Annotated in this window: 20 protein-coding genes; 10 read left to right on the top strand and 10 right to left on the bottom strand. The window is 70.9% G+C overall.

Features of this window, described 5'->3' with window-relative positions; genetic code table 11:
• Nucleotides 1–14: 14 nt before the first annotated feature.
• On the bottom strand, nt 15–869 hold the full coding sequence (locus BJY16_RS26315; protein WP_185042240.1) for an RpnC/YadD family protein: 855 nt from the start codon (nt 867–869) through the stop codon (nt 15–17).
• A 281-nt stretch (nt 870–1,150) separates the two neighbouring features.
• On the opposite strand from BJY16_RS26315, the gene BJY16_RS26310 reads away from it, so the two are divergent.
• The 4 genes from BJY16_RS26310 (at nt 1,151) to BJY16_RS26295 (ending at nt 4,659) form a co-directional block, all read left to right on the top strand.
• The gene (locus tag BJY16_RS26310; protein ID WP_185042239.1) at nt 1,151–1,507 is read left to right on the top strand and encodes a YciI family protein; all 357 of its coding nucleotides are present in this window, start codon (nt 1,151–1,153) and stop codon (nt 1,505–1,507) included.
• Nucleotides 1,504–2,796: an RNA polymerase sigma factor gene (locus BJY16_RS26305; protein ID WP_185042238.1), complete on the top strand. Its 1,293-nt coding sequence runs from the start codon at nt 1,504–1,506 to the stop codon at nt 2,794–2,796. Before BJY16_RS26310 ends, BJY16_RS26305 begins: the two co-directional genes overlap by 4 nt.
• A gap of 32 nt (nt 2,797–2,828) precedes the next feature.
• Complete coding sequence (locus BJY16_RS26300; protein ID WP_239177065.1) at nt 2,829–3,995, top strand: WD40 repeat domain-containing protein; 1,167 nt, start codon at nt 2,829–2,831, stop codon at nt 3,993–3,995.
• Between the two features lie 73 nt (nt 3,996–4,068).
• Nucleotides 4,069–4,659, top strand: coding sequence for a TetR/AcrR family transcriptional regulator (locus BJY16_RS26295; RefSeq protein ID WP_185042237.1), 591 nt, complete (start codon nt 4,069–4,071; stop codon nt 4,657–4,659).
• Between the two features lie 22 nt (nt 4,660–4,681).
• Here BJY16_RS26295 and BJY16_RS26290 read toward each other — a convergent pair whose 3' ends face one another.
• The 6 genes from BJY16_RS26290 to BJY16_RS26265 all read right to left on the bottom strand — a co-directional run bounded on the left by BJY16_RS26290 (nt 4,682) and on the right by BJY16_RS26265 (nt 11,414).
• Nucleotides 4,682–5,554: a glycoside hydrolase family 43 protein gene (locus tag BJY16_RS26290; protein ID WP_185042236.1), complete on the bottom strand. Its 873-nt coding sequence runs from the start codon at nt 5,552–5,554 to the stop codon at nt 4,682–4,684.
• A 71-nt stretch (nt 5,555–5,625) separates the two neighbouring features.
• Nucleotides 5,626–6,453: a carbohydrate ABC transporter permease gene (locus tag BJY16_RS26285; protein ID WP_185042235.1), complete on the bottom strand. Its 828-nt coding sequence runs from the start codon at nt 6,451–6,453 to the stop codon at nt 5,626–5,628.
• Nucleotides 6,450–7,397: a carbohydrate ABC transporter permease gene (locus BJY16_RS26280; RefSeq protein WP_185042234.1), complete on the bottom strand. Its 948-nt coding sequence runs from the start codon at nt 7,395–7,397 to the stop codon at nt 6,450–6,452. Before BJY16_RS26280 ends, BJY16_RS26285 begins: the two co-directional genes overlap by 4 nt.
• A complete protein-coding gene (locus tag BJY16_RS26275; RefSeq protein ID WP_203758939.1) occupies nt 7,397–8,731 on the bottom strand; it encodes an ABC transporter substrate-binding protein in 1,335 nt (444 codons plus the stop codon). Before BJY16_RS26275 ends, BJY16_RS26280 begins: the two co-directional genes overlap by 1 nt.
• Before the next feature lie 5 nt (nt 8,732–8,736).
• Nucleotides 8,737–10,251 carry an arabinosylfuranosidase ArfA gene (gene arfA / locus BJY16_RS26270; RefSeq protein ID WP_185042233.1) on the bottom strand — a complete coding sequence of 505 codons (1,515 nt, stop codon included), beginning with the start codon at nt 10,249–10,251 and terminating at the stop codon, nt 8,737–8,739.
• Between the two features lie 125 nt (nt 10,252–10,376).
• Nucleotides 10,377–11,414, bottom strand: coding sequence for a LacI family DNA-binding transcriptional regulator (locus BJY16_RS26265; RefSeq protein ID WP_185042232.1), 1,038 nt, complete (start codon nt 11,412–11,414; stop codon nt 10,377–10,379).
• A gap of 121 nt (nt 11,415–11,535) precedes the next feature.
• Here BJY16_RS26265 and BJY16_RS26260 point away from each other — a divergent pair, with 121 nt between their 5' ends.
• Complete coding sequence (locus tag BJY16_RS26260; RefSeq protein WP_185042231.1) at nt 11,536–12,645, top strand: alkane 1-monooxygenase; 1,110 nt, start codon at nt 11,536–11,538, stop codon at nt 12,643–12,645.
• A gap of 346 nt (nt 12,646–12,991) precedes the next feature.
• Here the strand turns inward: BJY16_RS26260 and BJY16_RS26255 are convergent, their stop codons facing one another.
• The gene (locus BJY16_RS26255) at nt 12,992–14,074 is read right to left on the bottom strand and encodes a LacI family DNA-binding transcriptional regulator (RefSeq protein WP_260418308.1); all 1,083 of its coding nucleotides are present in this window, start codon (nt 14,072–14,074) and stop codon (nt 12,992–12,994) included.
• A 127-nt stretch (nt 14,075–14,201) separates the two neighbouring features.
• On the opposite strand from BJY16_RS26255, the gene BJY16_RS26250 reads away from it, so the two are divergent.
• From BJY16_RS26250 to BJY16_RS26230, 5 genes are read left to right on the top strand one after another with little or no spacing between them, the layout of a single operon-like run.
• Nucleotides 14,202–15,575: an extracellular solute-binding protein gene (locus tag BJY16_RS26250; protein ID WP_185042229.1), complete on the top strand. Its 1,374-nt coding sequence runs from the start codon at nt 14,202–14,204 to the stop codon at nt 15,573–15,575.
• An 11-nt stretch (nt 15,576–15,586) separates the two neighbouring features.
• Nucleotides 15,587–16,528 carry a carbohydrate ABC transporter permease gene (locus BJY16_RS26245; protein ID WP_185042228.1) on the top strand — a complete coding sequence of 314 codons (942 nt, stop codon included), beginning with the start codon at nt 15,587–15,589 and terminating at the stop codon, nt 16,526–16,528.
• Nucleotides 16,528–17,349 carry a carbohydrate ABC transporter permease gene (locus BJY16_RS26240; RefSeq protein WP_185042227.1) on the top strand — a complete coding sequence of 274 codons (822 nt, stop codon included), beginning with the start codon at nt 16,528–16,530 and terminating at the stop codon, nt 17,347–17,349. The genes BJY16_RS26245 and BJY16_RS26240 overlap by 1 nt, the downstream gene beginning before the upstream one ends.
• A 38-nt stretch (nt 17,350–17,387) precedes the next feature.
• Nucleotides 17,388–19,772, top strand: coding sequence for a glycoside hydrolase family 31 protein (locus tag BJY16_RS26235; protein WP_185042226.1), 2,385 nt, complete (start codon nt 17,388–17,390; stop codon nt 19,770–19,772).
• A gap of 33 nt (nt 19,773–19,805) precedes the next feature.
• Nucleotides 19,806–22,562, top strand: coding sequence for an alpha-amylase family glycosyl hydrolase (locus BJY16_RS26230; protein WP_185042225.1), 2,757 nt, complete (start codon nt 19,806–19,808; stop codon nt 22,560–22,562).
• Between the two features lie 171 nt (nt 22,563–22,733).
• Here the strand turns inward: BJY16_RS26230 and BJY16_RS26225 are convergent, their stop codons facing one another.
• Nucleotides 22,734–23,312, bottom strand: coding sequence for a hypothetical protein (locus tag BJY16_RS26225; protein WP_185042224.1), 579 nt, complete (start codon nt 23,310–23,312; stop codon nt 22,734–22,736).
• 136 nt (nt 23,313–23,448) lie between these two features.
• Entirely contained in the window at nt 23,449–26,199 is a 2,751-nt protein-coding gene (locus BJY16_RS26220; protein WP_185042223.1) for a TIM-barrel domain-containing protein, read from the bottom strand.
• Nucleotides 26,200–26,271 lie beyond the last annotated feature (72 nt).

Below are 26,271 nucleotides of genomic sequence, written 5' to 3'. Positions count from 1 at the left end.
ATCCGACGCCGCGGTCAGGACCGTTCGAGGTCTTCCAGCGAGGCGCCGTTGACGATTTTCACCATGTTGGCCGCATAGTCGTCGGCAACGAGCCTCCGCGCCAGCTCGTCCAAGTCGGCGAGGTCACCGAAGCGGGCCTGTAGAAGAAGTCTCATCGCATCGATTCGCTCCTCCAGCCGGTTCTTCTGGGCGATCTCGCGACCGACTTCGGTCTTCTCCAGAGCGAAACTCATGCCTTTGCTCCTCAACGCCTCGACCACCTGAGCTGCGACGTCTTCCTCAGCCAGCATACTGAGGTCGACGAGAACCAATCGTTGTTCGTTGTCCGCCACGGCGGCGATCCGCTCGGCGACCCGGTCGGCGACATCCGGCGGGCGGCGGCTCGACCACAGGGCGAGCGGGGCCAGCGGGCTCGTCAGCAACGCGGCTGGGTCGAGGTCGTCCGGGACGCTCACCGAGCGGTACTCCAAGTGCAGGCGGTCGCGCTGGAAAGACCCGGGATAGCCGCCGCCGACCGGCCACAGGACGGTCTGGTGGATCCGGTGTCTCGGCTCGGCGTACTTGCCGGCCAGGCCCGCCCAGTAGGCCACCATCCGGACCTGGAAGTCGTCGGTCCGTTTCACCTGGACTTCGATGTGGTGCACGTCGACGGTGCCGTCCGGCCCGGAGACCACGAACACCTTGTCCCGCTGCATGCTGCGCTGGCGGACCTGCTCGGTCGGGCCGTCGACGACCACCGCCCCGTCGACCTGCGCCTTGCACAGCAGCCGTAACGCCTCCTGCGGGTGCGCGTTCAGCAGCGCTTTGTACAAACCGTCGTAGTCCCGGACTGCCGCACCGCGGCGACCGTCCCCCGACCCGTCAGACACATCCCCTCCCCAAGACCGTGACACACGACAACTGTACGCGGGTACAGTGACTAGCGACAAGAGTGAACCGTGTCGGCGGAAGGCTGAAGGCTGACGGGAGGGCGGGAGGCGACGGAGGCGGAGGCGGGCGGGCGGCGTACCGAAAGAATGGGAACCCACAGCGACCCGCAACCGGCCCGGATCGCCGGTGAAAAAGGCTGTGCGGCCTGTCGATCCGCGGGGCGCGTCGTTCGTCGTAGGTTGAGAGGCCCACCCCGGGCCACGACGTGAGGGGAACGGCAATGGCGAAGTACACGCTTCTGATCTACGGCGACGCGGCTCAGTGGGACGCCATGACGGCGGACGAGCGGGCCGCGCACGACGCCGCGCACGCGGCGTTCCGGGAAGCGGCCGGGGCACGGGTCGTCGGCGGGGAGGAGCTGGTGTCGGCGCCGACCGCGACCACGCTGCGCGGCGGCGTGGCCGGGGATCTGATCACCACCGACGGGCCGTTCCTGGAGACCAAGGAGGCGCTCGGCGGCTTCTACCTGCTGGAGGCCGCCGACCTGGACGAGGTGCTGGAGCTGGCCGCACTGCTGCCCGAGGTGCGGGCCGGGCACAGCGCCGTCGAGATCCGGCCCGTGGTGTTCCACGGGTGACCGAGGACGTCGTCGCGGCGGTCGCCGACGCGCACCGCCGCGACTGGGGGCGGGTGTTGGCCACCACCGCGCAGCTCACCCGGGACCTGGATCTGGCCGAGGAGTGCACTCAGGACGCCTACGCCCAGGCGCTGCAGGTCTGGGCGGCGTCCGGGGTGCCGTCCCGGCCGGGCGCCTGGCTCACCCAGGTGGCCCGCAACCGGGCCCGGGACGTGCTGCGGCGCGAGTCGCACTTCCGCCGGACGATGCCGCTGCTGGTCGCCGAGGAGAGCACGCCGGGCCCGGCGGACGGGCTGTTCGCCGGGCAGAGCGTCCCGGGCTCGGCGGAGAGTGTGGTCGCCGACGACCGGCTGCGGCTGATCTTCACCTGCTGTCATCCGGCGCTGGCCCGGGAGGCGCAGGTCGCGCTGACCTTGCGGCTGGTCTGCGGGCTGTCCACGGGTGAGGTGGCGCGCGCCTTCCTGGTGCCGGAGCCGACCATGGCGGCCCGGATCACCCGGGCGAAGAAGAAGATCGCCACGGCGCGGATCCCGTACCGGGTGCCCGCCCCCGACCAGCTCGGCGAACGTGTCGGCGCGGTGCTGCAGGTGGTGCACCTGATCTACACGACCGGGCACACCGCGCCGGCCGGGCCGGAGCTGGTCCGCCGTGACCTGTCCGGCTGCGCGGTGGACCTGGCCCGGCTGCTGCGCCTGCTGATGCCGTCCGACGCCGAGGTGGCCGCGCTGCTCGCGCTGCTGCTGCTCAACGACGCCCGGGCGGCGGCCCGGGTCGGCCCGGACGGCCGGCTCCGGTTGCTCGCCGACCAGGACCGATCCCTCTGGGACGCCGCGCTGATCGCCGAGGGCACCGCGGTGCTGACCGACGCGCTGCGCCGTCGCCCGCCGACCCGCTACGCCGTCGAGGCCGCCATCGCCGCCGTCCACGCCGAGGCCCCGACCTGGGCGGACACCGACTGGGCGGAGATCGTCGCGCTCTACACGGTGCTGCAGGAGAGGTGGCCGCACTCCCCCGTCGTCCGGCTGAACCGCGCCGCGGCGATCGGCATGCGCGACGGCCCGCAGGCCGGCCTGGACGCCCTGACCCCGCTGCTGGGCGAGCCGGCGCTGGCGACTTACGGCTATCTGAGTGCCACCCGCGCCGACTTCCTGCGCCGGCTCGGCCGGTGGGCGGACGCCGCCACCGCCTACGCGGAGGCCCTGACGCTGACCGGCAACGAGGTCGAGCGCGCTTTCCTCACCGACCGCCTGGCCGAGGTCCGGTCGGAGGAAATGCGACGAAACGGATAAAAGTTGGCTATAACGGTAGTTATCGTGCGGGCGTGAATACCAAGAACCTCCTCGCCGTCGCCCTGGTCGGGCTGCTGGCGCCCATCGTCGTCACCGGCCCGCACCCCGCCCTCGCGGCGGACCACAGCGAGCGCTCGGCCGCCACCAACCCGCGAACCGCCCCGGCACCGCAGAACGGGCGCACCGTCGTGCCCGGCGCGGACGGCCTCATCGCCCTGCGCCCGGACGGCAAGGTCTTCGCCACGGTCAGCGACGCGCGGGTGCACCTGTGGGCCACCGCGACCGGGCGGGCGGCCGGGGCGCCGCTGGCCGCCGGCGCCGGGTCGGTCAACTCGATCATGTACAGCTCGGACGGCAAGCTGCTGGCGGTCGCCGGGGACCGCGGGGTGTCGCTGTGGGATCCGGTCGCCGGCAAGCGGTCCGGGGCGCCGCTGACCGGGCACACCGGAGCGGTGCGCTCGGTGGCGTTCGACGCCGACGACGACCTGATGGCCACGGCCGGCGCCGACGGCACGGTCCGCCTGTGGGACCCGGCCACCGGGGAGGCGATGCGCACCCTGAACGCGCACGCCGGCCCGGTCGGCTCGGTCGCGTTCAGCCCGGACGGCAAGCGGCTGGCCAGCACCGGCGCGGACAACACCGTGCGCTTGTGGAACCTGGCCACCGGCCGGCCGATCGGCGAGCCGCTGACTCCCGGCCCCGGCCCGGTCTACGCGATGAGCTTCAGCCCGGACGGCAAACTGCTCGCCGCCTCCGGCGCCGGCAACGTGGTCCGCCTGTGGAGCCCGGTCACCGGCAAACCCGCCGGCCAGCCGATCACCACCAGCACCGGGCCGGTCTACGCGCTCACCTTCAGCCACCACCGCAAGCTGCTGGCCACCTCGTCCGGTGGCGACAACACCGTCCAGATGTGGAACACGACGACGCGCCGGGCGGCCACCGAGCCACTGACCGGGCACACCGGACCGGTCCGCGCCCTGCGCTTCAACCGGGCCGGGAAACTGCTGGCCACCGGCAGCGACGACGGCACCGTCCGGCTGTGGGACACGGTCACCGGCAGCCTGCGGGGCGCGCCGCTGACCGGCCACGAGGGCCAGGTCTGGGCGCTGCGGTTCACCCGCAACGGCAAACGCCTGATCACCGCGGGCGCCGACGACAAGGTCCGGCTCTGGCGCATCCCGGGCAAGAAGCCCGCCTGAGCAAAACCCAGGATTTCCGGTACGACCGGGAGCGCCGCGCGTGTCGTACCGGAAATCGGGTTGAATGGCCGGAATGGAAACAGCGCTCTCCTACCGTGACGCCAACCGGGCCCGGCTGCGGGACGCCCTGGTGACGGCGGCGCGGGAGCTGACCGTGGCGGACGGCTGGGACCGGGTGCGGATGGCCGACGTGGCCCGGCTGGTCGGGGTCAGCCGGCAGACCGTCTACAACGAGTTCGGCACCCGGGACGGGCTGGCCCAGGCGCTCGCCGTGCGGGAGATCGAGGAGTTCACCGCCGCGGTCCGGGCCCGGCTGCACGAGCACGGCGGTGACGTCCGCGCGGCCGGGCACGCCGCGATCCTGCACACGCTGCGCGAGGCCGCCGGGAATCCGCTGATCAAGGCGATCCTGACCAGCGCCCCCGGCGGCGCCGACGAGCTGCTGCCCTACCTGACCACCCGCGCCGACCTGCTGCTGGGCGCGGCCGGCGCGGTGATCGAGGAGTGGGCGGCGGCCTGCGTGCCGGAGGCCGCCCCGGCGACGACCCGGCTGGCGGCCGAGTCGATCGTCCGGCTCACGGTCAGTCACATCGTGTTGCCGTCCGGCTCCCCGGAGACCTCGGCGGACGCGCTGGCCGAGGTGTTCGCCCGGCTCATGAGGTGACCCCGGCGGGAGCGAGTCCGGCTCATGAGGTGACCACGACGGGTTTGCCGTCCGGCCAGTCGACCCGGCTCAGCCACAGCTGACGGCCGGGGCTGACGCTGCCGATGCTGTCCGGCGGCCAGGCGTGGTAAAGCAGCCAGGTGCTGCCGTCCGCCTTGGTCACCAGGTAGCTGTGGCCCGGCCCGGCCGCCTGCGGGAACGAGGCGAGGATCGGGTTCTCCGGCGCGTCGTGGCACGGCCCGAGCGGGGTGTCGCAGGTGGCGTAGCCGACGGCGTACCGGTCGGTGTCGAAGGCGTTCGCCGAGTAGAACAGGTAGAGCTTGTCGTCGTGGCGGACCATCTGCGGCGCCTCGATCACGTGTGCCTGCCACGGCTTGTCGTTGACCATCAGCTGCACCGGGTCGCCGGTCAGGGACAGGCCGTCCGGGGTGAGCTTCTGGCCGTACAGGAAAGTGGGTTTGCCGATGTGGTTGCCGTCGTTCTTCCAGTACAGGTAGAGGCTGCCGTCGGTGTGCCGGTAGGGACTGGCGTCGATCGAGCCGCCGTCGGCGTCCTGGCAGATCAGCGGCCGGTCGGACGGGTCGACGAAGGGCCCGGCCGGGGTGTCGGCCACCGCCGCCCCGATGCACTGCCGGTCCGCCTTGGACCAGCGCGCGGTGTAGTACAGGACGTATTTGCCGGCGTCGGTGCGGACCACCTCGGGCGCCCAGGTGTTGCCGCGTTGGGCCCAGCTGCCGACCTCCGGGAGCACGTCGCCCGCGGGGGTCCAGTGCTCCAGGTCGGTGGAGGTCAGCAGCGGGACGTTGTCGGTCGCGTTGTTGGTGCCGTAGGCATACCAGGTCCCGTCGGCCTCGATGACCCCCGGGTCGGGGAAGTTTTCCGGATATATCAGCACAGGCTCTCCCGATGGGCGTGGCGGAGGAGGAGGCGACGAACAGGCGGCGAGCGCCAGGACCAGCGAAAGGATCAACCCTTGAGGCCGGATCGCGACACCCCCTCGATCACGTAACGCTGGGTGATCAGGAAGAGGATCAGGGCCGGTACGCTGGCCAGCGCCGCACCACCCATGATCACCGGATAGTCGATGGTGTACGCCCCCTGCAGGATGCTCAGCCCCGGCGGCAGGGTGAAGTGCTCCGGGCTGAACAGCACGTAGACCGGCCAGATGAAGTCGTTCCAGTTGGCCAGGAAGCTGATCACGGCGAGGGTGGCCAGGGCCGGTTTGGACAGCGGCAGGATCACCTTGGAGAAGATCTGCCAGGCGTTGGCGCCCTCCAGCTGCGCGGCCTCCTCCAGTTCCCGGGGCAGGCCGAGGAAGAACTGCCGCAGGAAGAAGACCCCGAACGCGCCGGCCGCGCCGGGCACGATCAGCGCCCAGAGCGTGTCCAGCCAGCCGAACCGGTCGACGATCAGGAAGTTCGGGATGATCAGCGTGAAGACCGGCACGAACAGGGTCCCGATGATCAGCCCGAAGAGCAGCTTCTTGCCCCGGAACTCCAGCCGGGCCAGCGCGTAGGCGGCCATCGACGCGACCACCAGGATCAGCACCGCCTGCGCGCCGGCGGCGAGCAGGCTGTTGAGGAACCAGCGCAGCACCGGCGTCTGCGAGTCGGCGGCGAACAGCGTGTCGTAGGCGTGGGTGCTCGGCTCCTGCGGCAGCAGGGTCGGCGGCACCCGGGTGGCCTCGCCGGTGGTCTTGAACGAGGTGATCAGCATCCACACCAGCGGCGCGATGAAGATCAGGCTCAGCCCGATCAGGATCGTGTACCAGGCGATGCCCCGGGTTCTGGTCATACGGCATCCCTGTCCCGGAAGAGGCGGAAGATGATCACGCTGGCCAGCAGCAGGGCCAGGGTCAGCACGTAACTCATCGCCGCGGCGGTGCCCATGTTGTACTCCCGCAGGCCCTTCTCGGCGATGTACATGATCGCGGTCCGGGTCTCGTTGCCCGGCGCGCCCTGAGTGATCAGCAGGGACTGGCCGAACATGTTGCTCGACGCCAGCATCGTGTTGATCACCACGAAGACCAGGACCGGGCGCAGGCCCGGCAGGGTGATGTGGCGGAACTCGGCCCACTTCCCGCCGCCGTCGATCCGGGCCGCCTCGTACAGCTCGCGCGGGATGTCCTGCAGGCCGGCCAGGTAGATGACCGCGTTGAAGCCGATCGTCCACCAGACGGTGACTGCGACCAGCGAGATCCACGCCCAGGGCAGGCCGGTGATCCACGGCGTGTCGCTGGGCAGCCCGACCGCGCGGAGCAGGCCGTTGACCGCGCCCAGGTTCGGGTCGAGCAGGAAGCGCCAGAGGACGCCGATCACGGCGACACCCAGGACGTACGGGGCGAAGTAGACCGCCCGGAAGAACGTCCGTCCCGGGAACGACCGGTTCAGCAGCAGCGCCAGCCCGAGCGGCACGACGACCAGCAGCGGAACGCTGGCCACCGTGAAGATCCCGGTGGCCCGCATGCTCTGCCAGAACTCCTCGTAGACCGCCGACCCGCTGTCGAGCAGCGCGTGATAGTTCGCCAGACCGACGAACGGCTTGCCGGGCAGCAGGTAGTCCCAGTCGTGCAGGCTGACCCACAGGCCGTAGGCCGCCGGGGCCAGCACGAACGTGCCGAACAGCAGCAGGTACGGGAGCAGGAAGAGGTAGGGGGTGGCGATCCCGACCCGGCGGATGCGGCCGCCGGGCGGGGCGTCTTGCCGGGTGGCCGCCGCGGAGGCGGTGGCGAGGGCCATCAGTTGCCGTACTTCTTGCGGTTCGCCTCCAGGATCTGCCCGGCCTTGGCGGCCGCGTCGGCCAGCGCCTTGCCCGGCTCCTTGCGCAGCAGGATGGCCTCGTTCACCGCGGTGTCCACGGTCGCCATGGCGTCCGAGATACCCGGCGTGGACGGCAGGAACTGCAGGTAGTCGATCTGCGTGCCGATCGCGGCCTGCTCGGTGAGCGCCTGGAATTCGGCGCTGTCCCGGATCTCCTTGCGGGCCGGCACCTGGCCGCCCTTGGCCCACTCGATCGAGTGCTGGCTGATCCAGTTGATGAAGACCTTGCCGGCGGTCAGCTTGTTGGCGTCCGCCTGCTTCTGCTTGAACTGGACGAACTGGTGCGACCCGGCCCACGCCGCCTTCTGGGTGCCGATCTGCGGCAGCGGCGCGGCGCCCCACTGCAGGGCCTTGTCCTCCTTGAGCGTGTTGATCGTCCAGATGCCGTTCCAGTTGAACGCGTTCTTGCCGTTGCGCAGCGCCACCACGTCGGCGTCCTGGGCCACGTTCTTCGGGCTGTACCCGTTCTTGACCAGGTCGGTCAGCCAGGTCAGCGCCTGCACGCCGGCCTGCTCGGCGAACATCGGCTTGGTGCCCTGCTCGTCGAAGAGCTGCCCGCCGAACTGCCAGAGCAGCGCGGTGAACTGCATCTCGCCGGTGAACGGGAACGGGGTGGCCCAGTGGCCCTGGATCCCCTTGCTCTTCAGCGTGTCGAGCGCCTTCATGTAGTCGTCGGCGGTCATCGGCGGCTTGGCCGGGTCAAGGCCGGCCTTCTCCAGCACGCTCTTGTTGTAGAACAGGCCGAGCGGGTGCACGTCGAGCGGGATCGAGTAGCGCTTGTCGTGGTAGACGCCGGCCTTCCAGACCGGCGGCGAGAAGTCGGCCTCGGTCAGGTTGAGCGTCTTGGCCAGGTCGTCGAGCGGCAGCACGACACCGCGGGCGGCGTTGGTGGCGACGTGGTCGACGTGCATGATGCCCAGGTCCGGGCCGTTGCCGGTGGAGACCGCCGCGGGCACTTTCTGGTAGTAGTCCGCCCACTGGTACACGTTCATCGTGACCTTGATGTTCGGGTGCTCGGTGTTGAACTGGTCGACCAACTTTTTCATGAACGGGCCGTCGCCGCCGGTGAAGCCGTTCCAAAAGGCCAGCGAGACGTTCGGCCCGGTGTAGTCGGTGGCGGCCGGCGCGGCGTTCTGCCCGCCGCCGGTGACCTTGTCGCTCGGGCCGCTGTCACCGCAGGCCGCGAGCAGCGCGGCGCTGCCCGCGCCGAGACCGAGTCCGAGCAGGTTACGACGGTTGAGGTTGATGGTCACGGTGATTACTCCTTCGGGGGAACGGTGCAGCGGAGGGCGTGCCAGGAGACCGGCGGGAGAAGGACGGTGGCCGTCCCGCCGTCGAGCGCGGGGCCGGCGGTCCGGCGAGGGGTGACCCGGTCCGGCTCGGCCACGCTGTTGCGGGCCGCCGGATCCGGATCGCTGATCGAGATGTGGTCGGCGATCTCCAGGCCGCGGAACGACCGGAGATCGAGCTGCATCGGTACGGCCTCGGTCCCGCGGTTGACCACGAAGAGCACCAGCTCGCCGCGCTCCGCGTCGTGCACCGCGACCGAGTCGAGCGCCGGCACGTCGCCGAACTCGCCGGTGGCCATCAGCGGCCCGGTGACCGCGGTGCGCAGCACGGTGCCGCGGGCCAGCCCGGCGGTGATCGCGAACGGGTGGAAGATGGTCTGCCGCCAGGCCGGGCCGCCCGGCTCGGTGCGGATCGGGGCGATGATGTTGGCGAGCTGGGCCTGGGCGCCGACGGTCAGCCGGTCGGCGTGCCGCAGCATGCTGATCAGCAGGTTGCCGACCACGACCGCGTCGGTGACCGTGTAGTCGTCCTCGATCAGGCGGAACGGCTCCTCGGCGATCGGCCGGTCCTCCGGCTCGGTGAACCGGGTCTGGTACCAGACGTTCCACTCGTCCAGGGCCAGCTTGATCCGCTTCGGCCGGCGCAGCTTGGCCCGGACGTGGTCGGCGGTGGCGATCACCGCGTCGATGAAGCCGTCCAGGTCGACCGCCGAGGCCCGGAAGCTGGCCGGGTCGGTCTTGTCCGGGTCGTAGTACTGGTGCAGGGACAGGTAGTCGACCTGGTCGTAGGCCTGCTCCAGGACGGTGGCCTCCCAGGCGGCGAAGGTCGGCATGCTCGAGTTGGAGCTGCCGCAGGCGACCAGCTCGATGGACGGGTCGACCTTGCGCATGGCGTGCCCGGCCCGGGCGGCGAGCCGGCCGTACTCGTACGCGGTCAGGCTGCCGGTTTGCCAGGGACCGTCCATCTCGTTGCCGAGGCACCAGAGCCGGATGTCGTGCGGCTGCGCCACGCCGTGCTTGCGGCGCAGGTCGGCGGCCGCGGTGCCGCTCGGCAGGTTGCAGTACTCGACCAGCTCGGCGGCCTCGGCGACGCCGCGGGTGCCCAGGTTGACCGCCATCATCGGCTCGACGCCGGCCCGGCCGGCCCAGGTCATGAACTCGTTGAGGCCGAACGCGTTGGTCTCGATGGTCCGCCAGGCCAGGTCGAGCCGGCGCGGGCGCTCGCCGACCGGGCCGATGCCGTCCTCCCAGCGGTAGCCGGAGACGAAGTTGCCGCCCGGATAGCGGACCAGGGTGACGCCGAGCTCGCGGGTCAGGGCGAGGACGTCGGTGCGCAGGCCGTCGTCGTCGGCTGCCGGGTGGCCGGGCTCGAAGATGCCGGTGTAGACGCACCGGCCCATGTGCTCCACGAAGGAGCCGAAGAGGCGGCGGTCGACCGCGGCCACGGAGAACGCCGGATCGACGGCGAGGTGCGCGGATTCCACAGATGAGCTCCCGGAAACGAAACGTCATGTGACGGGCAGCACTAGTTCTACAACGTTGTAACCAACGTTGTAAATGGCCTGTGGCACGCGTGTTACAAGAGCGTGATTTCGGGCGCGTCAGCGCCTCAGACGCGACGGGCGGCGAGCCGGCCCAGCGTGCTCTCCCGCACCACCACCCGGTGCTCGATGCGCACCTCCCGGGGTGCCGGGGCGTCCTCGCCGCGCGGCAGGTCCAGGCGCTCGGCGAGCAGGTCGACCGCGGTCCGGGCGATCCGGTCCACATCCGGCGACACGGTGCTCAGCGTCGGCGAGCTGAACCGGCCCTCCTCGATGTCGTCGAAGCCGATCACCGCGACGTCGCCGGGGACCGCGTAGCCCCGGTCCAGCAGCGTGCGGATCGCGCCGATGGCCAGCAGGTCGTTGAAGCAGAACACCGCGTCCGGCGGGTCGCCGGAGTCGAGCAGCCGGGCCATCGCCGCCGCGCCGTCCGCCCGGTGGAACTCCTCGACGTGCGCGACCAGCCCGGGATCCGCCCGCCGGCCCGCCTCGGCGAGCGCCGCCTCGAACCCGGCGAGCCGCTGCCGGGCCGTCACCGCGGTCGGCGCGTCCTGCGCGCCGATCGCCGCGATCCGGCGTCTGCCCAGCTCACACAGGTGCCGGGTGGCCTCGGCGGCGGCCGCGGTGTTGTCGATCGCGACGTGGTCCGCGGGGCCGTGCCAGACCCGCTCGCCGAGCAGCACCATCGGGGTGTCGCTGGCGTCGGCGGCCAGCTCCGGGCCGGCCATCCCGAGCGGACTGAAGATCAGCCCGTCGATCAGGTGCCGGCGCAGCCGGGACACCAGGCCGCGCTCCCGCTCGGCGGAGCCGTCGGTCTGGTCGATCAGCACCGTCCAGTGCCGCTCCTCGGCCGCCTTGACGATCGAGCCGGCCAGCTCGGCGAAGTAGGCCGAGCGCAGCTCGGGCAGCGCCAGGGCGATCACCCCGGATCGGCCGCCGCGCAGCTGCCGGGCCGCGACGTTCGGCCGGTAGCCCAGCTCGGCGATCGCTTTCTGCACCCGGGCGCGGGTGTCCGGCGCGACGTGCAGGTAACCGTTTACAACGTTGGAGACGGTCTTGATCGAGACGCCCGCCTGCCGGGCGACGTCCTTCAACCCCGGCGGCATCCGGCTCTCCTCCCGCGCGCATTTTTCCCGCCAAACCATAGCGTCGGCCCCACATGTCGACAAACAGGCACCTCTTGTCCACACTCTTGACACCAGAGCATGCTTTGTAAAGCATCGATGCATGACCGCCGCCGTCGTCCCCTGGCGGGACACCAAACGCCCGCTCTGGCCGCTCGCCCTCGTCGTCCCCGCGCTTCCCTTCGCCGCCCTGCTGCTCGGCGCCGCCACCGGCTCGACGTGGGCCTGGTGGCTGACTCCGATCGTCATCCTCGGCGTCATCCCGGTCATCGACCTGCTCGTCGGCGACGACCACGCCAACCCGCCCGAGGAGGTGGTGCCGGCCCTGCAGGCCTCCCGCTACTACCGCTGGATCACCTACCTGTTCCTCCCCGCCCAGTACGCCGCCTTGGTGATGACCTGCGCGATCTGGGTCCGCGGGCCGGGCGTCGGCGGTGCCGCCGGGCTGGTGCTCACCGCCGGGCTGGTCAACGGCATCGCGATCAACACCGCGCACGAACTCGGCCACAAACGCGAGTCACTGGAGCGCTGGCTCTCCAAGATCGCGCTCGCGCCGACCGGTTACGGTCACTTCTTCGTCGAGCACAACCGCGGCCACCACGTCCGGGTGGCCACCCCGGAGGACCCGGCCAGCTCCCGGCTCGGCGAGTCGTTCTGGCGGTTCTGGCCGCGTACCGTGAAGGGCAGTCTGGTGTCGGCCTGGCGGCTGGAGACCAGCCGGCACCGGCTGCGCGGGCGCAGCCCGTGGTCCCCGCGCAACGACATCCTGAACGCCTGGGTGATGACCGCGCTGCTCTTCGCCGCCCTCACCGTCGCCTTCGGACCCGGGGTGCTGACCTTCCTGGTGCTGCAGGCGGTGGTCGGCTTCACCGTCCTCGAAGCGGTCAACTACCTGGAGCACTACGGCCTGCTGCGGCAGCGCAACGCGGCCGGCCGCTACGAGAAGGTCGACCCCCGGCACAGCTGGAACAGCGACCGCCTCACCACCAACGTCTTCCTCTTCCAGCTGCAACGCCACAGCGACCACCACGCCAACCCGCTGCGCCGCTACCAGACGCTGCGCAGCTTCGACGTCTCCCCGCAGCTCCCGGCCGGCTACGCCACGATGCTGGTCCTGGCCCTGATCCCGCCGCTGTGGCGCCGGGTCATGGACCCGAGAGTCCTCGCCCACTACAACGGCGACCCCACCCTCGCCAACCGGCTCCAGCGCTGAGGCCCCTGCCGCTGCCGCGATGCTTTCCTTCGGTACGACTGGCAGCACCGCGGCAGTCGGCCCGCGAGGCCCGGCCGGCGCCCGGCCGCGGCGCGTGTCGTGCGGGTCCGCTCGCCCACCGCGACGCCCAGCCCGCCCGAGGCCGTCACGCGCCTCCCGGCCCTCGGCTGGTCGTCAGGGGTGTCTCAGCTGTCGCGAGACACCCCTGACGACCAGCCGGAACCGTGAGCCGCGGCCGCTACCGTGCCCAGCGGCACCGCGCGCGCCGCTGGTCCCCGAGCCCTGAAGTGAATGGCCCGGGCGCCGAAGTCGGCATCCGGCATTGGGTTTATCGGTAAACTGCGGGTCAGACCGGATCGGCCGGGGGCGGGGCGACGGACTCGCGCTCGATCAGGGTGACGCCCAGCACCCGGCGCTCGGACCGGGCCGCGGGCCAGTGGGCGAGCTGGGTCAGCAGCACCTCCACCGCCGCCCGCGCCTTGCCCGGGATGTCCTGGCGCAGCGTGGTGATCTCGGGCGTGACGTGCTGGGCCACCTCCAGGTCGTCGAACCCGATGATCGACATCTGGTCCGGCACCCGGCAGCCCGCCCGGACGAAGCCCTTGAGCAGGCCGGCGGCGATGATGTCGGCGGTGGCGAAGACCGCCGTCGGCCGCTCCGGAGCCGCCAGCACCTGGCGCGCCGCGGCGACCGCGTGGTCGAAGCCCGCGTTGCAGTGCACCACGTGTTCCGGCCGGAGGCTCAGCCCGGCCTCGGCCAGCGCCTGCACGAATCCGGCGTGCCGCTCCCGGACCACACCCGGCTCGTCGAACCTCGGCCCGACGAAACCGATCCGCCGGTGTCCGGCCTCGACCAGGCGCCGGCCGGCGAGATGCCCGCCGAGCCGGTCCTCGATGCCGACGTTGCTGATGTGCGGCAGCGTGCCGTGGTTGTCGATGAAGACCATCGGCGCGTCGTAGGCCGCCTGCAGCGCGGCGACCTCGTCCGCCCGGGTGCCCAGGAAGATCACCCCGTCGACGTTCCAGGACCGCAGGCTGTTGGCGGTGGACTCCACGCTGTTCACCGAGTGCGCCATCAGGTAGAGGCCGGCCTGGGTGACGTGCTCTTCGACCTCGCTGAGGAACAGCGAGTCGTGCGGGTTGGTCAGCGGGGTGACCCCGCCGGCGGCGCGGCTCGGGAAAGCCAGGGCGACGATGTTCGACCGGCGCGCGCTCAGCGACCGGGCGGTGGCGTTCGGGACGTAGCCCAGCCGGCCGACGACCTCCATGACCCGGGCGATGGTGGCGGGTGAGACCCGGTCCCGGCGCCCGTTCAGCACGTTGGAGACCGTCATCTTGGAGACTCCCGCCTCGCGGGCGACGTCCTGCAGCGTCGGCATCTCTCGTCCTCTCTGCGCCCTGGTCTCGGCCGCACCCGGACATCGAACCATCTTGACGTCTCCGGGCGGCCGGTCTAGCGTTCTGCCATATACCGGTAAACCTAATCCATCCGGGATGTCCACCGTCATTCCGTGGATGGTTTATGCCTGTGCTTACTCCATTTTCAGCGGAGGTTCCATGAAAACCACGCGCACGCTGGCCGCCGTCCTCGCGGCCGGCGTCCTGATGATAACGGCCTGCTCCAGCAAGCCCTCCGGGGGCGACGGGGTGACCGACACCACGGCGGCCAAGGGGCTGCCGGTCGCCGGCGCCACTCTGAAGTACGACCCGAACACCCTGGTCAACGACGGCAAGCCGATCCACCTCGACTGGTGGGCCTGGGGAAACATCCCGCAGATTCAGGCGTTCGCCGACGCCTATCAGAAGATCCACCCGAACGTGGACATCACCGTCGTCAACCAGCCGTGGGACGACTACTGGACGAAGCTGCCGCTGCAACTGCAGGGCCCCAAGGGGCCGGCAATTTTCAACATCCACAACAGTCAGCACGACAATGTCATCAAGTACATGGCGCCCTACGACATCCCGGTCGACCAATTGGCGGCGGATTACCTCAACGCGAAATCGCACGTTATCGACGGCAAGATCTATTACCTCGATCTGGGGCTGATGAGCGGCGCCATCTATTACAACAAGGACATGTGGGCCGCCGCCGGCCTGACCGACGCGGACATCCCGGCCACCTGGGACCAGTTCCGCGAGGTCGCCAAGAAGCTCACCGTGAAGGACGGCGCGAAACTCAAGCAGGCCGGGTTCAACTTCAACAGCTCCTTCAGCGCCTTCCAGGCCGGCATGGCGTACCAGCTGGGGCAGAACATGTTCGCCGCCGACGGCACCACGCCGACCGTCGACAACCCGGCGAACAGGCAGGTCATCCAGCGGTTCCTGCAGATCTACGCGGACGGTTCCGGCTCCAAGGACTTCGGCACCGAGGCCACCACCAGCTTCGGGCAGGGCCAGACCGCCATGGTCTACGCCTGGGGCTGGTACGAGGGCACGCTGCGCAGCCAGTTCCCCGCCATCAAGTTCGGCGTCTTCCGCACCCCGGTGCCGACCGCCGGCGCGACGCCGTACGCCTACGACCGCTACAACGGCGAGTCGACCGTGGGGATCAACAAGAACGCTCCGGCCGACCAGCAGGCGGCCGCCCAGGACTTCCTGAAGTTCTACCTCACCGACAAGGCGGACATGAAGGCGCTCGACCTGAGCCTCGGCGTCTTCCCGGCGTACAAGCCGCTGGCGGACGACCCGGAGATCAAGGCCGATCCGGCGCTGCAGGCGTACGGCGACATCAGCCGCTACATCTGGCCCGGCACCGTCCCGTCCACCTTCGAGGACAACTTCACCAAGATGTGGCAGGACATCCTCTACAACAAGGTCGACCCGGCCAAGGCGCTGACCACGGCGCAGCAGAAGATCGCCGCCGACCTGGCCGGCAAGAACTTCACCTCGGCCGAGAAGCTCTATCCCGCCTACGCGCCCTCGAACTGAGGCCGGGCCCGATGACCACCACCGAATCCGCTCAGCCGGTGGCCGCATCGGTGCGGCCACCGGCCGGTTCACGCCGGACCCCGGCCGCGCACGGCGAGCGCCCGCTGCGGCTGGTCGTCGTCACCACCGTCACCGTGGCGATCCTGGCCCTGGTGGCCTGGCCGATCGTGGCCGCGCTCCTGGGCAGCCTGCACGACTGGAACCCGCTCAACGGCACCTACCGCTGGGTGGGCACGGCGAACTACCGCCGCCTGTTCGCCGACCCGGTGTTCTGGACCTCCTCGGTGAACACCGTCGTCTTCATGGCGGGCGCGATCATCGGCCGGGTGGTCCTCGGCATGGCCCTCGCCTACGCCGTCCACTCCTCGCTGACCCGGGTCCGGACCCTGCACCGGACCCTGCTCTACCTGCCCACCGTCACCCCGCTGGTCGCGGTGGCGTACGTCTGGCGGCTGATGTACAACCCCCAGTTCGGCGCGGTGAACTCGATCCTCGGGCTGGACGTGAACTGGCTCTACGACAGCCGTTTCGCGCTACCCGCCGTCATGGTGATGACCATCTGGAAGGACTTCGGCTTCGGGGTGATCCTCTACCTCGCCGGGTTGTACGCCCTGCCCGCGGACGTGCTCGAAGCGGCCCAGGTGGACGGCGCCGGGGCCTGGGCGAGGTTCCGCCGGGTGATCTGGCCGATGCTGCGCCCGACGACCCTGTTCGTCGTCGTAACGTCGATGATCGGGTACCTGCAGGCGTTCGTGCAGGTCTTCGTCCTGACCGACGGCGGGCCGGGTGACTCGACCAGCCTGCTCCCCTACCTCATCTATCAGCAGGCGTTCGTCAAATACAACTTCGGGTACGCGTCGGCGGCCGCGTTCGTGCTCTTCGTCGCCACCGCGGCGTTGACCGTCCTATCGTTCCGGGCGCAGCGCGGCCCGTGGCGCGGAAAGGCTCAGTGATGCGTCGCAGGATCGCCTCGATCTGTCTCAACACCGGGCTGCTCGCCGTCTCGGCGGTGACGATCTTCCCGTTCGTCTGGATGCTGATGTCGAGCTTCAAGAACGCCGACGAGATCGCCTCGGTCGACCAGCACCTGCTGCCGCGGGTCTGGACGCTGGCGAACTACCGGTCGATCCAGGAGCACTTCGACGTCGTCCGGCTGTTCGGCAACTCGCTGCTGCTGTCCGTGGCGATCACCGGCATCGCGGTCTACACCAGCCTGCTCGGCGGGTACGTCTTCGGCAAGTACCGCTTCCGCGGCCGCGGCCCACTGTTCGCGCTGGTCCTGGCGACGATGATGATCCCGTGGGCGGTCGTGCTGATCCCCCGCTACACGATGTTCACCGGCGCCGGGCTGCAGGACAGCTACGCCTCGATCATCATCCCGGCCGCGATCAGCTCGTTCGGCATCTTCCTGATGCGCCAGAGCATGGACAACGTGCCGGACGAGGTCCTGGAGGCGGCCCGGATCGACGGCGCCTCCGAGCTCTACATCTTCCACCGCATCGTGGCCCCGCTCAGCGTCAACGCGATCTCGGCGCTGGCCATCTTCCAGTTCCTCTGGGTCTGGGAGGACTACCTGTGGCCGTACCTCATGCTCACCACGCCGTCCAAGCAGGTGCTCGCGGTGGGCCTGACGACCTTCAGCGGGCAGTACAGCACCGACTACGGCGGCCTCTTCGCGGCGACGACGGTCTCCATCATCCCGGTCGTCATCGTCTACGTGATCTTCCAGAAGCGTTTCGTCGCCGGGGCGGCCAGCGCCGCCGTCAAGGGTTGAGCTCCCCCGGCCGCACCTCCGAGAGGAAACACCGTCACATGCCATTTCCGTACCGGCTGGGATGCGATCCGACGGCCGACCCGGCAGCCGTGGTCCGTGGTGACCGTTACCGGATCACCGTGCTGACCGATGGTCTGCTGCGCCTGGAGTACGCCGACGACGGCGTCTTCGAGGATCGGGCCTCCACCTTCGCGGTCCACCGGCGGCTGCCGGTGCCGGACTTCCGGGTGCTGGAGAGCGGCGGCCACCTGGAGATCGTGACGTCCCGGTTCCGGCTCACGTACGACCGGGGCCGGTTCAGCACCAGCGGGCTGAGCGTCGCCGTGCGGGGCGGGATCACCGCGTACCACTCGGTGTGGCGCTTCGGGCAGGAGCCGCCCAACCTCGGCGGCACGGCGCGGACGCTGGACAACACGGACGGGCCGATCCCGCTGGAGCCGGGCGTCATCTCCCGCGCGGGGGTGGCTGTGATCGACGACTCGTCGTCGTTCGTCTTCGACGACGAGGGCTGGGTGGCCGCCGACTCCATCGACCGGACCGACCTGTACGTGTTCGCCTACGGCCACGACTACACCGCCGCGCTGCGCGCCCTGTACGCCGTGTCCGGTCCGGTGCCGGTCGTGCCGCGCTTCGCGCTGGGCAACTGGTGGAGTCGGCACCACCGGTACACGACCGAGTCCTACCTCGCGCTGATGACCCGCTTCCGGCAGCAGGGCATCCCGTTCTCGGTCAGCGTCGTCGACATGGACTGGCACCTGACCGACGTCGACCCGGCGCACGGCAGCGGCTGGACCGGCTACACCTGGAATCGCGAGCTGTTCCCCGACCCGGAGAAGCTGCTGGACTGGCTGCACGACAACGGCCTGCGGGTCACCCTCAACGTCCACCCGGCCGACGGGGTCCGCGCGTTCGAGGAGGCCTACCCGGCGATGGCGGCCGCTCTCGGCCGGGATCCCGCCGACGGCGAACCGATCGCCTTCGACGTCACCGACCGGGAGTTCCTCGCCGCTTACTTCGAGGTGCTGCATCGCGGCCTGGAACGGGACGGCGTCGACTTCTGGTGGCTGGACTGGCAGTCCGGCCCGTACTCGCGGGTGGCCGGCATCGACCCGCTGTGGATGCTCAACCACTTCCACTACCTGGACAACGCGCGGGACGGCCGGCGTGCGCTCACCTTCTCCCGCTACGCCGGTCCGGGCAGCCACCGCTATCCGGTCGGGTTCTCCGGCGACACGGTGATCTCCTGGGCGTCGCTGGCGTTCCAGCCGCACTTCACCGCGACCGCGAGCAACATCGGCTACGGCTGGTGGAGCCACGACATCGGCGGTCATTTCTTCGGTACGCGTGACGACGAGCTGGCCGTCCGCTGGGTGCAGTTCGGCGCCTTCTCGCCGATCCTGCGGCTGCACTCGGCGAAGAACCCGTTCATCACCAAGGAGCCGTGGTCCTTCCCGGCGCACGTCGAGCAGGTGATGACCGCGTTCCTGCGGCTGCGGCACCGGCTCGTGCCGTACCTGCACACCATGAACCACCGCGCCGCCGCGGACGGGCTTCCGCTGGTGCTGCCGATGTACTACCGCTCGCCCGGGGCGGACGAGGCGTACCAGGTGCCCAACCAGTACCAGTTCGGCACCGAGCTGGTGGTCGCCGCGATCACCGAGCCGGCCGACCGCCGGACCGGCCTGGGCCGGGTCAAGGCGTGGCTGCCCGAGGGCACCTGGGTGGACGTGTTCACCGACCTGGTCTACGACGGCGGGCGCACGATCCACCTGCACCGCGATCTCACCGGCATCCCGGTGCTCGCGCCCGCCGGGGCCATCGTGGTGCTGGACGGCGCCGCGGTCCCGGGCAACGCGCCGGTCCACCCGGGCCATCTGGAGCTGCTCGTCGTCGCCGGCGCCGACGGAGCGTTCGAGCTGATCGAGGACGACGGCACCACGACCGGCGACCCGGCCCGTACCCGGATCGGCTTCCACCAGGACGACGGGACGCTGGTGGTCGAGCCGGTGCGCGGCGCGGCCGGCGTGGTCCCGGCCGCCCGCCGCTGGACGGTCACCTTTCCGGCGCTGCTCGCCGGCGACCCGGTGGCCACGGCGGACGGTGTGCCGGTGCCGGCGCAGGTGACCCGGGACGGCACCCGTACCTCGATCACGGTCGACGACGTGCCGGTCATCGCCACCCTGCGGGTCGAGATCGGCGCCGGGCCCCGGCTGGGCCGCAACGACGTGGCCGGGCGGCTGTTCACCCTGCTGGACCGGGCGCAGATCGAATACCGGACCAAGACGCTGGTCCTGGAGGCGGCCACCGGGCCGGGTCCGGTGGCGCTGCGCCTGTCCCGCCTGCAGGCCCTGGACCTGGATCGGGAGCTGGCCGGCGCGGTCGGCGAGATCCTGCTCGCGCGGGCGGACGACGTCCCGCTCTGACCGATGTCATCGCAAGTCTCTCAGGGAGGTTCGATGCGCATACGTTCCGCACTGGCCATGCTGCTCTCGACCGTGCTGGTCGGCGGGTCACTGACGTCGCCGGCGCGGGCCGGCGGGAACGGTCTGCCGGCCCGGCACTCGCTGCGGGCCCCGGTCACCGACGAGAACTTCTACTTCGTCATGGCCGACCGGTTCGACAACGGTGACACCGGCAACGACACCGGCGGGCTCGGCGACGATCCGCTGGTGTCCGGGTTCGACCCCACCCGGCCGGGCTTCTACAACGGCGGTGACCTCGCCGGGTTGCGCCGGCGTCTGGACTACATCGAAGGGCTGGGCACCACCTCGATCTGGCTCACCCCGAGCTTCAAGAACAAGGCGGTGCAGCTGGAGGACGGGCCGTCGGCCGGCTACCACGGCTACTGGATCACCGACTTCACCCGGATCGATCCGCACCTGGGCACCAACGAGGACCTGCGAGCCCTGGTCGACGCGGCGCACGCGCGCGGCATGAAGGTGTACTTCGACATCATCACCAACCACACCGCCGACGTGATCGGTTACCAGCAGGGCGCCCGCCGGCCGTACGTGAGCAAGGACGTCTCGCCCTACCGGACCGCGACCGGGCGGCCGTTCGACGACCGCGACTACGCCGGCACCGGCACCTTCCCGGCGCTCGACCCGGCCGTGTCGTTCCCGTACCGGCCGGTCCTGGAACCGGGCGAGGAGAACGTCAAGGTCCCGGCCTGGCTCAACGACGTCACGCTGTACCACAACCGCGGTGACACCACGTTCAGCGGCGAGAACTCCTACTACGGCGACTTCTTCGGCCTCGACGACCTGTTCACCGAGAATCCCCGGGTGGTCCGCGGCATGATCGACGTCTACCGGACGTGGATCCGCGACTTCGGCATCGACGGCTTCCGGATCGACACGATGCGACACGTCGACGACAAGTTCTGGCAGCGGTTCGGCCCGGAGGTGCTGACCTTCGCCCGGGCGCACGGCAAGCGCGAGTTCTTCATGTTCGGCGAGGTGTACGACACCAGCCGGCCGTTCGGCTCGCACTTCACCACCACCGACCGGATGCAGGCGGTCCTCGACTTCCCGTTCCAGGACGCGGCGCGCACCTTCGCCTCGCGCGGCGGACCGGCCAGCGGGCTGGCCCGGTTCTTCGAGGGCGACGACTGGTACACCGACGCCGACTCCAACGTCTACCAGCTGCCGACCTTCCTCGGTAACCACGACATGGGCCGGATCGGCACCTTCGTCGTCACCGACAACCCGGGCGCCGGCGACGCGGAGTGGCTGGCCCGGGACCGGCTCGCCCACGAGCTGCTGTACCTCTCCCGCGGCAACCCGGTCGTCTACTACGGCGACGAGCAGGGCTTCACCGGCGCCGGTGGCGGGCAGGACTCGCGGCAGAGCATGTTCGCCAGCCGGGTGCCGGAATACCTCAAGGACGACCTGCTCGGCACCGATGCCACCCACGCCCAGGACAACTTCGCCAGCACGCATCCGCTGTACCGCACGATCAGCGGGCTGGCCGCCCTCACCCGGGAGCACCCGGCCCTGCGCGACGGCGCGCACCAGAATCGGTACGCCGACGACCAGGCCGGCGTCTACGCGTTCTCCCGGATCGACCGGGCCCGGCAGCGCGAGTACGTGGTCGCGGTGAACAACAGCGAGCAGCCGCACACCGCAGCCGTACCCACCTATGCGGCCGGTCAGGCCTTCCAGCAGGTGTACGGCACCGGTCCGGCCCAGCTCCGCACCGCCGGCGACCGCCGTCTCACCGTCACCGTGCCGCCGCTGTCCACCCTGGTGTACGCGGCCGCCGGGCGGATCCCGGGGTCCACCGCGGCGCCCGCCGTCTCCCTGGCCGCGCCGGCGCCGGCCGCGGCCTCGCCCGGGCGGATGGAGGTGACCGCCCAGGTCGCCGGTGACTCCTTCTACGAGGTCACCTTCTACGCCAAGACCGGGCAGGGCGGCTGGACCCCGATCGGTACCGACGACACCGCGCCGTACCGGGTGTTCCACGACACGTCGGGCCTGCGCAGCGGTCAGCGGGTGGAGTACCGCGCGGTGGCGCTGGACGACGCCGGGCACACCGCCACCAGCCGGACCCGGGCCACCCGGGTCGCGCCGCCGGCGGTGACCATCGAGGCACCCGCCGAGGGCCGGCAGGTCCGCGGCACGGTGGAGGTGCGGGCGGTCACCGACCCGGAGCGGGCCAGCCAGGTGGTGCGGTTCGAGCGCGGCATCGGCGACGGCGCCTGGACCGCCATCGGCCAGGACAGCTCCTCACCGGCGTACACCGTCGTCGACGATCTCACGCCGCTCGGCCTGGCCGCGGGCACCCCGATCCGGTACCGGGCGATCCTCAGCGAGCCCGGCGGCACCCGGGTCACCAGCGCCGTCCGCACCGTCCGGTACGCCGGGCCACCGGTGACCGTGGCGACTCTGCGCTACCACCGGCCGGCCGGTGACTACACCGGCTGGGGCCTGCATCTCTGGGGCGAGGCCGTCGACCCGGCCACCCTGGCCACCATCACCTGGGACCGGCCGATGCCACCGACCCGGATCGCCGGCGGCTGGGCGGAGTTCGACATCCCGATCGCCGACGACACCGAACCGGTCAACTTCATCGTCCACCAGCCCAGCGGCGACACCGTGCCGAGCACCCGGGAACCCGGCGGCGACCGGTCGTTCACCCCGATCGACGACCCGCAGGTCTGGATCGTGCAGGGCGATCCCGCCGTGCACACCACTCCGCCACCGACGACCTGACGAGCGGCACCCGCTCATCGGCAGCCGCCCGGACCGGGCTGCCCGCCGGGTGCGCGGCGCAGACGTTGTTGCCGGCCAGCACCGGGAGGCCGGTCTCGAAGCCGTCGAACTCGACCGGGGTGTAGTTCTCCGCGACGCTCACCGCCCCGGCGGTGACGCCGACGGTCCTTCTCAGTTCTTCGGGACGAGGGGGATGAGCACCGCGTCGCCGTCCTCCCAGGCGCAGGTCTCGTCGCGGAGGCCGGCCGGCTGGTATCGGACGGTGAGCTGGTAGCCGCGGTCCGCGGGCTGGAGGACGAACCACCAGGAACAGCCGCCGGCGGGCTTGGTGGCCGAGTACAGTCCCCCGGGCCTCGGGCTCGGACGCCAGCCGGAGCGCTCGGCGAGGTCGGCGTAGAAGCCCGGCACGTCGACTCCGGCCGGCGAGCCGGTCAGGTGGGCGCTGACCTGGCCGGCCGCCAGCAACGGGAAACCGTCGTCGGCGGCGGAGCTGACCGTGCCGCAGCTCAGGGACTCGGTCGGCTCGTCCAGGTCGGTCGACTTCGGGTGCTGCCGGAACACCGGCTCGGCCCGGATGGCCGCGATCGCGTCGAGGTCGGCGTGGCAGCCGGCCTTGTCCGGATCGACCCTCTTCGAGGCGAAGCCGAGCCCGGCCAGCAGGGTCAACAGCAGCACCGGGCCGATGTAGAGCTTGACACCCTCGACGAACGCGCGGCGCGGGCTCGGTCGGTTCGGTGATGCCACGCTCATCCGGTGTCCTCAGGTGCAGGCCAGGTGTCAGCCAAGATCATTATCCGGAGGAGCATACGGCGTCGGCGACCTACGGCTCGCCCACCTGGGAGGCCGGAGCGGCGGGCGGGTGGCGGGCGCCACCCGCCCGCCGGGGTCACCGGATCTTCGCGCCGGAGCGGACGAAGACCGGCATGGTGTCCAGCGTGGTGGTGACCGCGGCGGTGGTGCCGCCCGCGTACCGCTTGCCGGTGAAGTAGTCGGTCCAGGTGCTGCCCGGCGGGAACCAGACCGTGGTGGTCGCGGTCGCACCCGGCGTGGTCACCGGGGCGACCAGCAGGTCCGGCCCGTACAGGTACTGGCTGCCGGCCGTCGCGTAGGCGTCCTGCTCGCCCGGGTAGGCCAGGTACATGGCCCGGACGATCGGGGTGCCGGTGCGGGTCGCCTCGGCCGCCGCGGCGTACGTGTAACCCTGCAGTTTCTTCCGGAGGTTGAGGAACTTCTTCGCCGAGGCGTTGGCGGCCGGGCCGTACTGCCACGGGAGCCGGTCGCTGTGGTTCGAGTGCAGCCGGTCGATCGGCTGGAAGGTGCCCAGCTGCACCCACCGCGCGTACAGGTCGTCCGGGAGTTTGGTGCTGCCCGGCTCACTGCCCGGCTCCTGCAGCCCGCCGGTGTGCCCGCCGATGTCGTGGCTGATCGCGGCCAGCCCGGTCGCCGCCGACTCACCGGGCGTGTAGCCGATCTCGAACCGCAGCGTCTCCCAGTTGGAGATGGTGTCGCCGGTGAAGTGCAGGGTGTTCCGCTTCTCCGCCCATGGACCGATGGCCACCTCCCCCGGGTTGCCGTAGCCACCGGCCTGCAGCGACCCGTACGCCCGGGAGAAGGCGAACCCGGTCTTGTCGGCGTACGCCTTGTTGATCAGGGCGTCCAGGCCCCGGGAGCCGTCGCAGCACCAGTCCAGCCACCAGAAGTCGACCCCGGTCGCGCCCATCTGGTCGTGCAGCCAGAAGTACGCGGCGAGCTGGTCCGGGTCGCCGAAGTCGAACACGTAGCAGTCCGGCCCGCTGTTGCACCCGGTCCGCTGCAGCTTGCCCTTGGCGATCTGCTGCGCTCCGGCGAAGTGCGGGTCGGAGCCGAGGATGCTCGGGTGGATGTTCAGCCCGGTGTGCACGCCCCGCTGCCGCAGCCAGGTCGCGAAGGCGGTCCAGTCCGGGAACCGGGACGGGTCGATCTCCCAGCCGTTCCACCGGTCCGGTGACTTGAAGTCGGTGTCCACCACCAGGGTGTCCAGCGGCACGCCCTCGGTCTGGAACCGGGTCACGATGTCCTGGAACTCGGCGGCGGTCCGGTCGTAGTACTCCGAGTACCAGACGCCGTAGGCCCACTTCGGCAGCAGCTTGGTCGGCCCGGTCAGGGTGGACAGTTCGCGCAGCGCCCGCCGGTAGTCCTGCCCGTAGGCGAAGACGTAGCCGTCCTGCCCGGCCCCGGAGTCGTCGAGCAGCGACCAGCCGTCCTGGTAGAGCAGCCCGGCGAAGGTCCGCGCGCCGCCGTTGACGCCGTCCAGCCCGCGCCGGTACCCACCGAGCGGCGCGTGCGGCGCCAGCAGCGGCGCCGTCCGGTCGGCGACCGCCACGGTGTCCACGTTGACGTTGCAACTCTGGTCGGTCGGACAGCCCAGCGTCACCGTGTTCGTGCCCGCGTTCAACGGCACCAGGACCTTTTCGGTACGCCAGTAGTCCCACCCGCTGGTCGGCGGCAGCGTGGCGGTGACCGGAGCCGCGCCGTTAGCCGTCACCGTCATCGTCCGCGTCTGCACCGGCTGGCTGCCGGCCTGCGCGTTGGCGTAGCGCAGCTGCACCTGGTAGGTCCCGGCGGCCGGCACCCCGGTTACGGTCAGCGCCGTCCCGGCGCCGGCCCGCTCCAGCCCGGCCAGGAAGCCCTCGCCGGAGTACCCGTTGTGGTCGTCGGCAAGCTTCGCCCCACCGGCGCCCGTCCCGGTGTCCGCCTCGCACACCGCGCCGAACGCGCACGGCAGCGGCCCGGCCGGCGTCGGAGCCGGATAGGCGGCGCCCGGCGCGAGCACCGCCAGGCTGTCGACGTTCACGTTGCCGGAGTCGCTCGCGGTGCGCACCACGCGGATCTCGTGCCGGCCGGCGCTCAGGGTCAGCGGCAGCGAGGCGAGCGCCCAGGTGTCCCAGTTCCCGGTCGGCGGCAGGCTCAGCGTCCCGGCCGCGACCCCGTCGACCGTGACGGTCAGCGTGCGGGTGACGTTCTGCCCGTCCCCGCCGGTGCTGTTCGCGTAGCGGACGGTCAGCTGCTGCCCGCCCGCGGCGGCCGGGGTGACCGCGAAGGCGACCGAGGCGCCGGTGCCCTCGAACCCGGCCGCGAAGCCCTGACCGGTGTAGTCCCGGTGGTCGGTGGCCGTGCCGAGCCCGGTGAGCGCGAGGTCCTCGGCCTCGCACAGGGCTCCGGCCACGCAGTCCGGCGCGCCCTTGCCGGCCCACGGCGCGGCGGTCACCGTCTGGCGGCCGGCTTTGAGGCGTACCGAAAGGTTGTCCCCGGTGAACGGACCGGAACCGACCCGGTAGCGCAGGGTGGCAGCGCCCGTGTCGATGGTCAGCCAGCCGCGCGACACCCGCTGGGTGAAGCGGACCGGCGCGAAGTCGTCACGGCCGATCACGGTGAAGGTGTCGGTGTCGGTGAACCGGCCGCCGGTCGCGTACTCGGTCCTGATCAGGGTCGGCGACAGGATCTGGAAGCGGGCGTCGCCGGAGACGACGCTTGCCGGGTGCCTGTGCCCCGGGGTGGCCTGGGCGGACGTGGACGGGATCAGCGCCAGGCCGCCGGGCACCAGGGTCAGGACGGTCGCCGCGGCGACCCTCCGGAGGACGAGATCGCGCAACAGCATCTCCCCATCGATCCGTTGAGATCTATTGCTTACAACGTTGTCATCCGCCCGTAATGAATGTCAATGGATCAA

Source organism: Actinoplanes octamycinicus (assembly GCF_014205225.1).
GTDB lineage: Bacteria > Actinomycetota > Actinomycetes > Mycobacteriales > Micromonosporaceae > Actinoplanes > Actinoplanes octamycinicus.
This window is presented reverse-complemented; position numbering and strand designations above follow the sequence as displayed.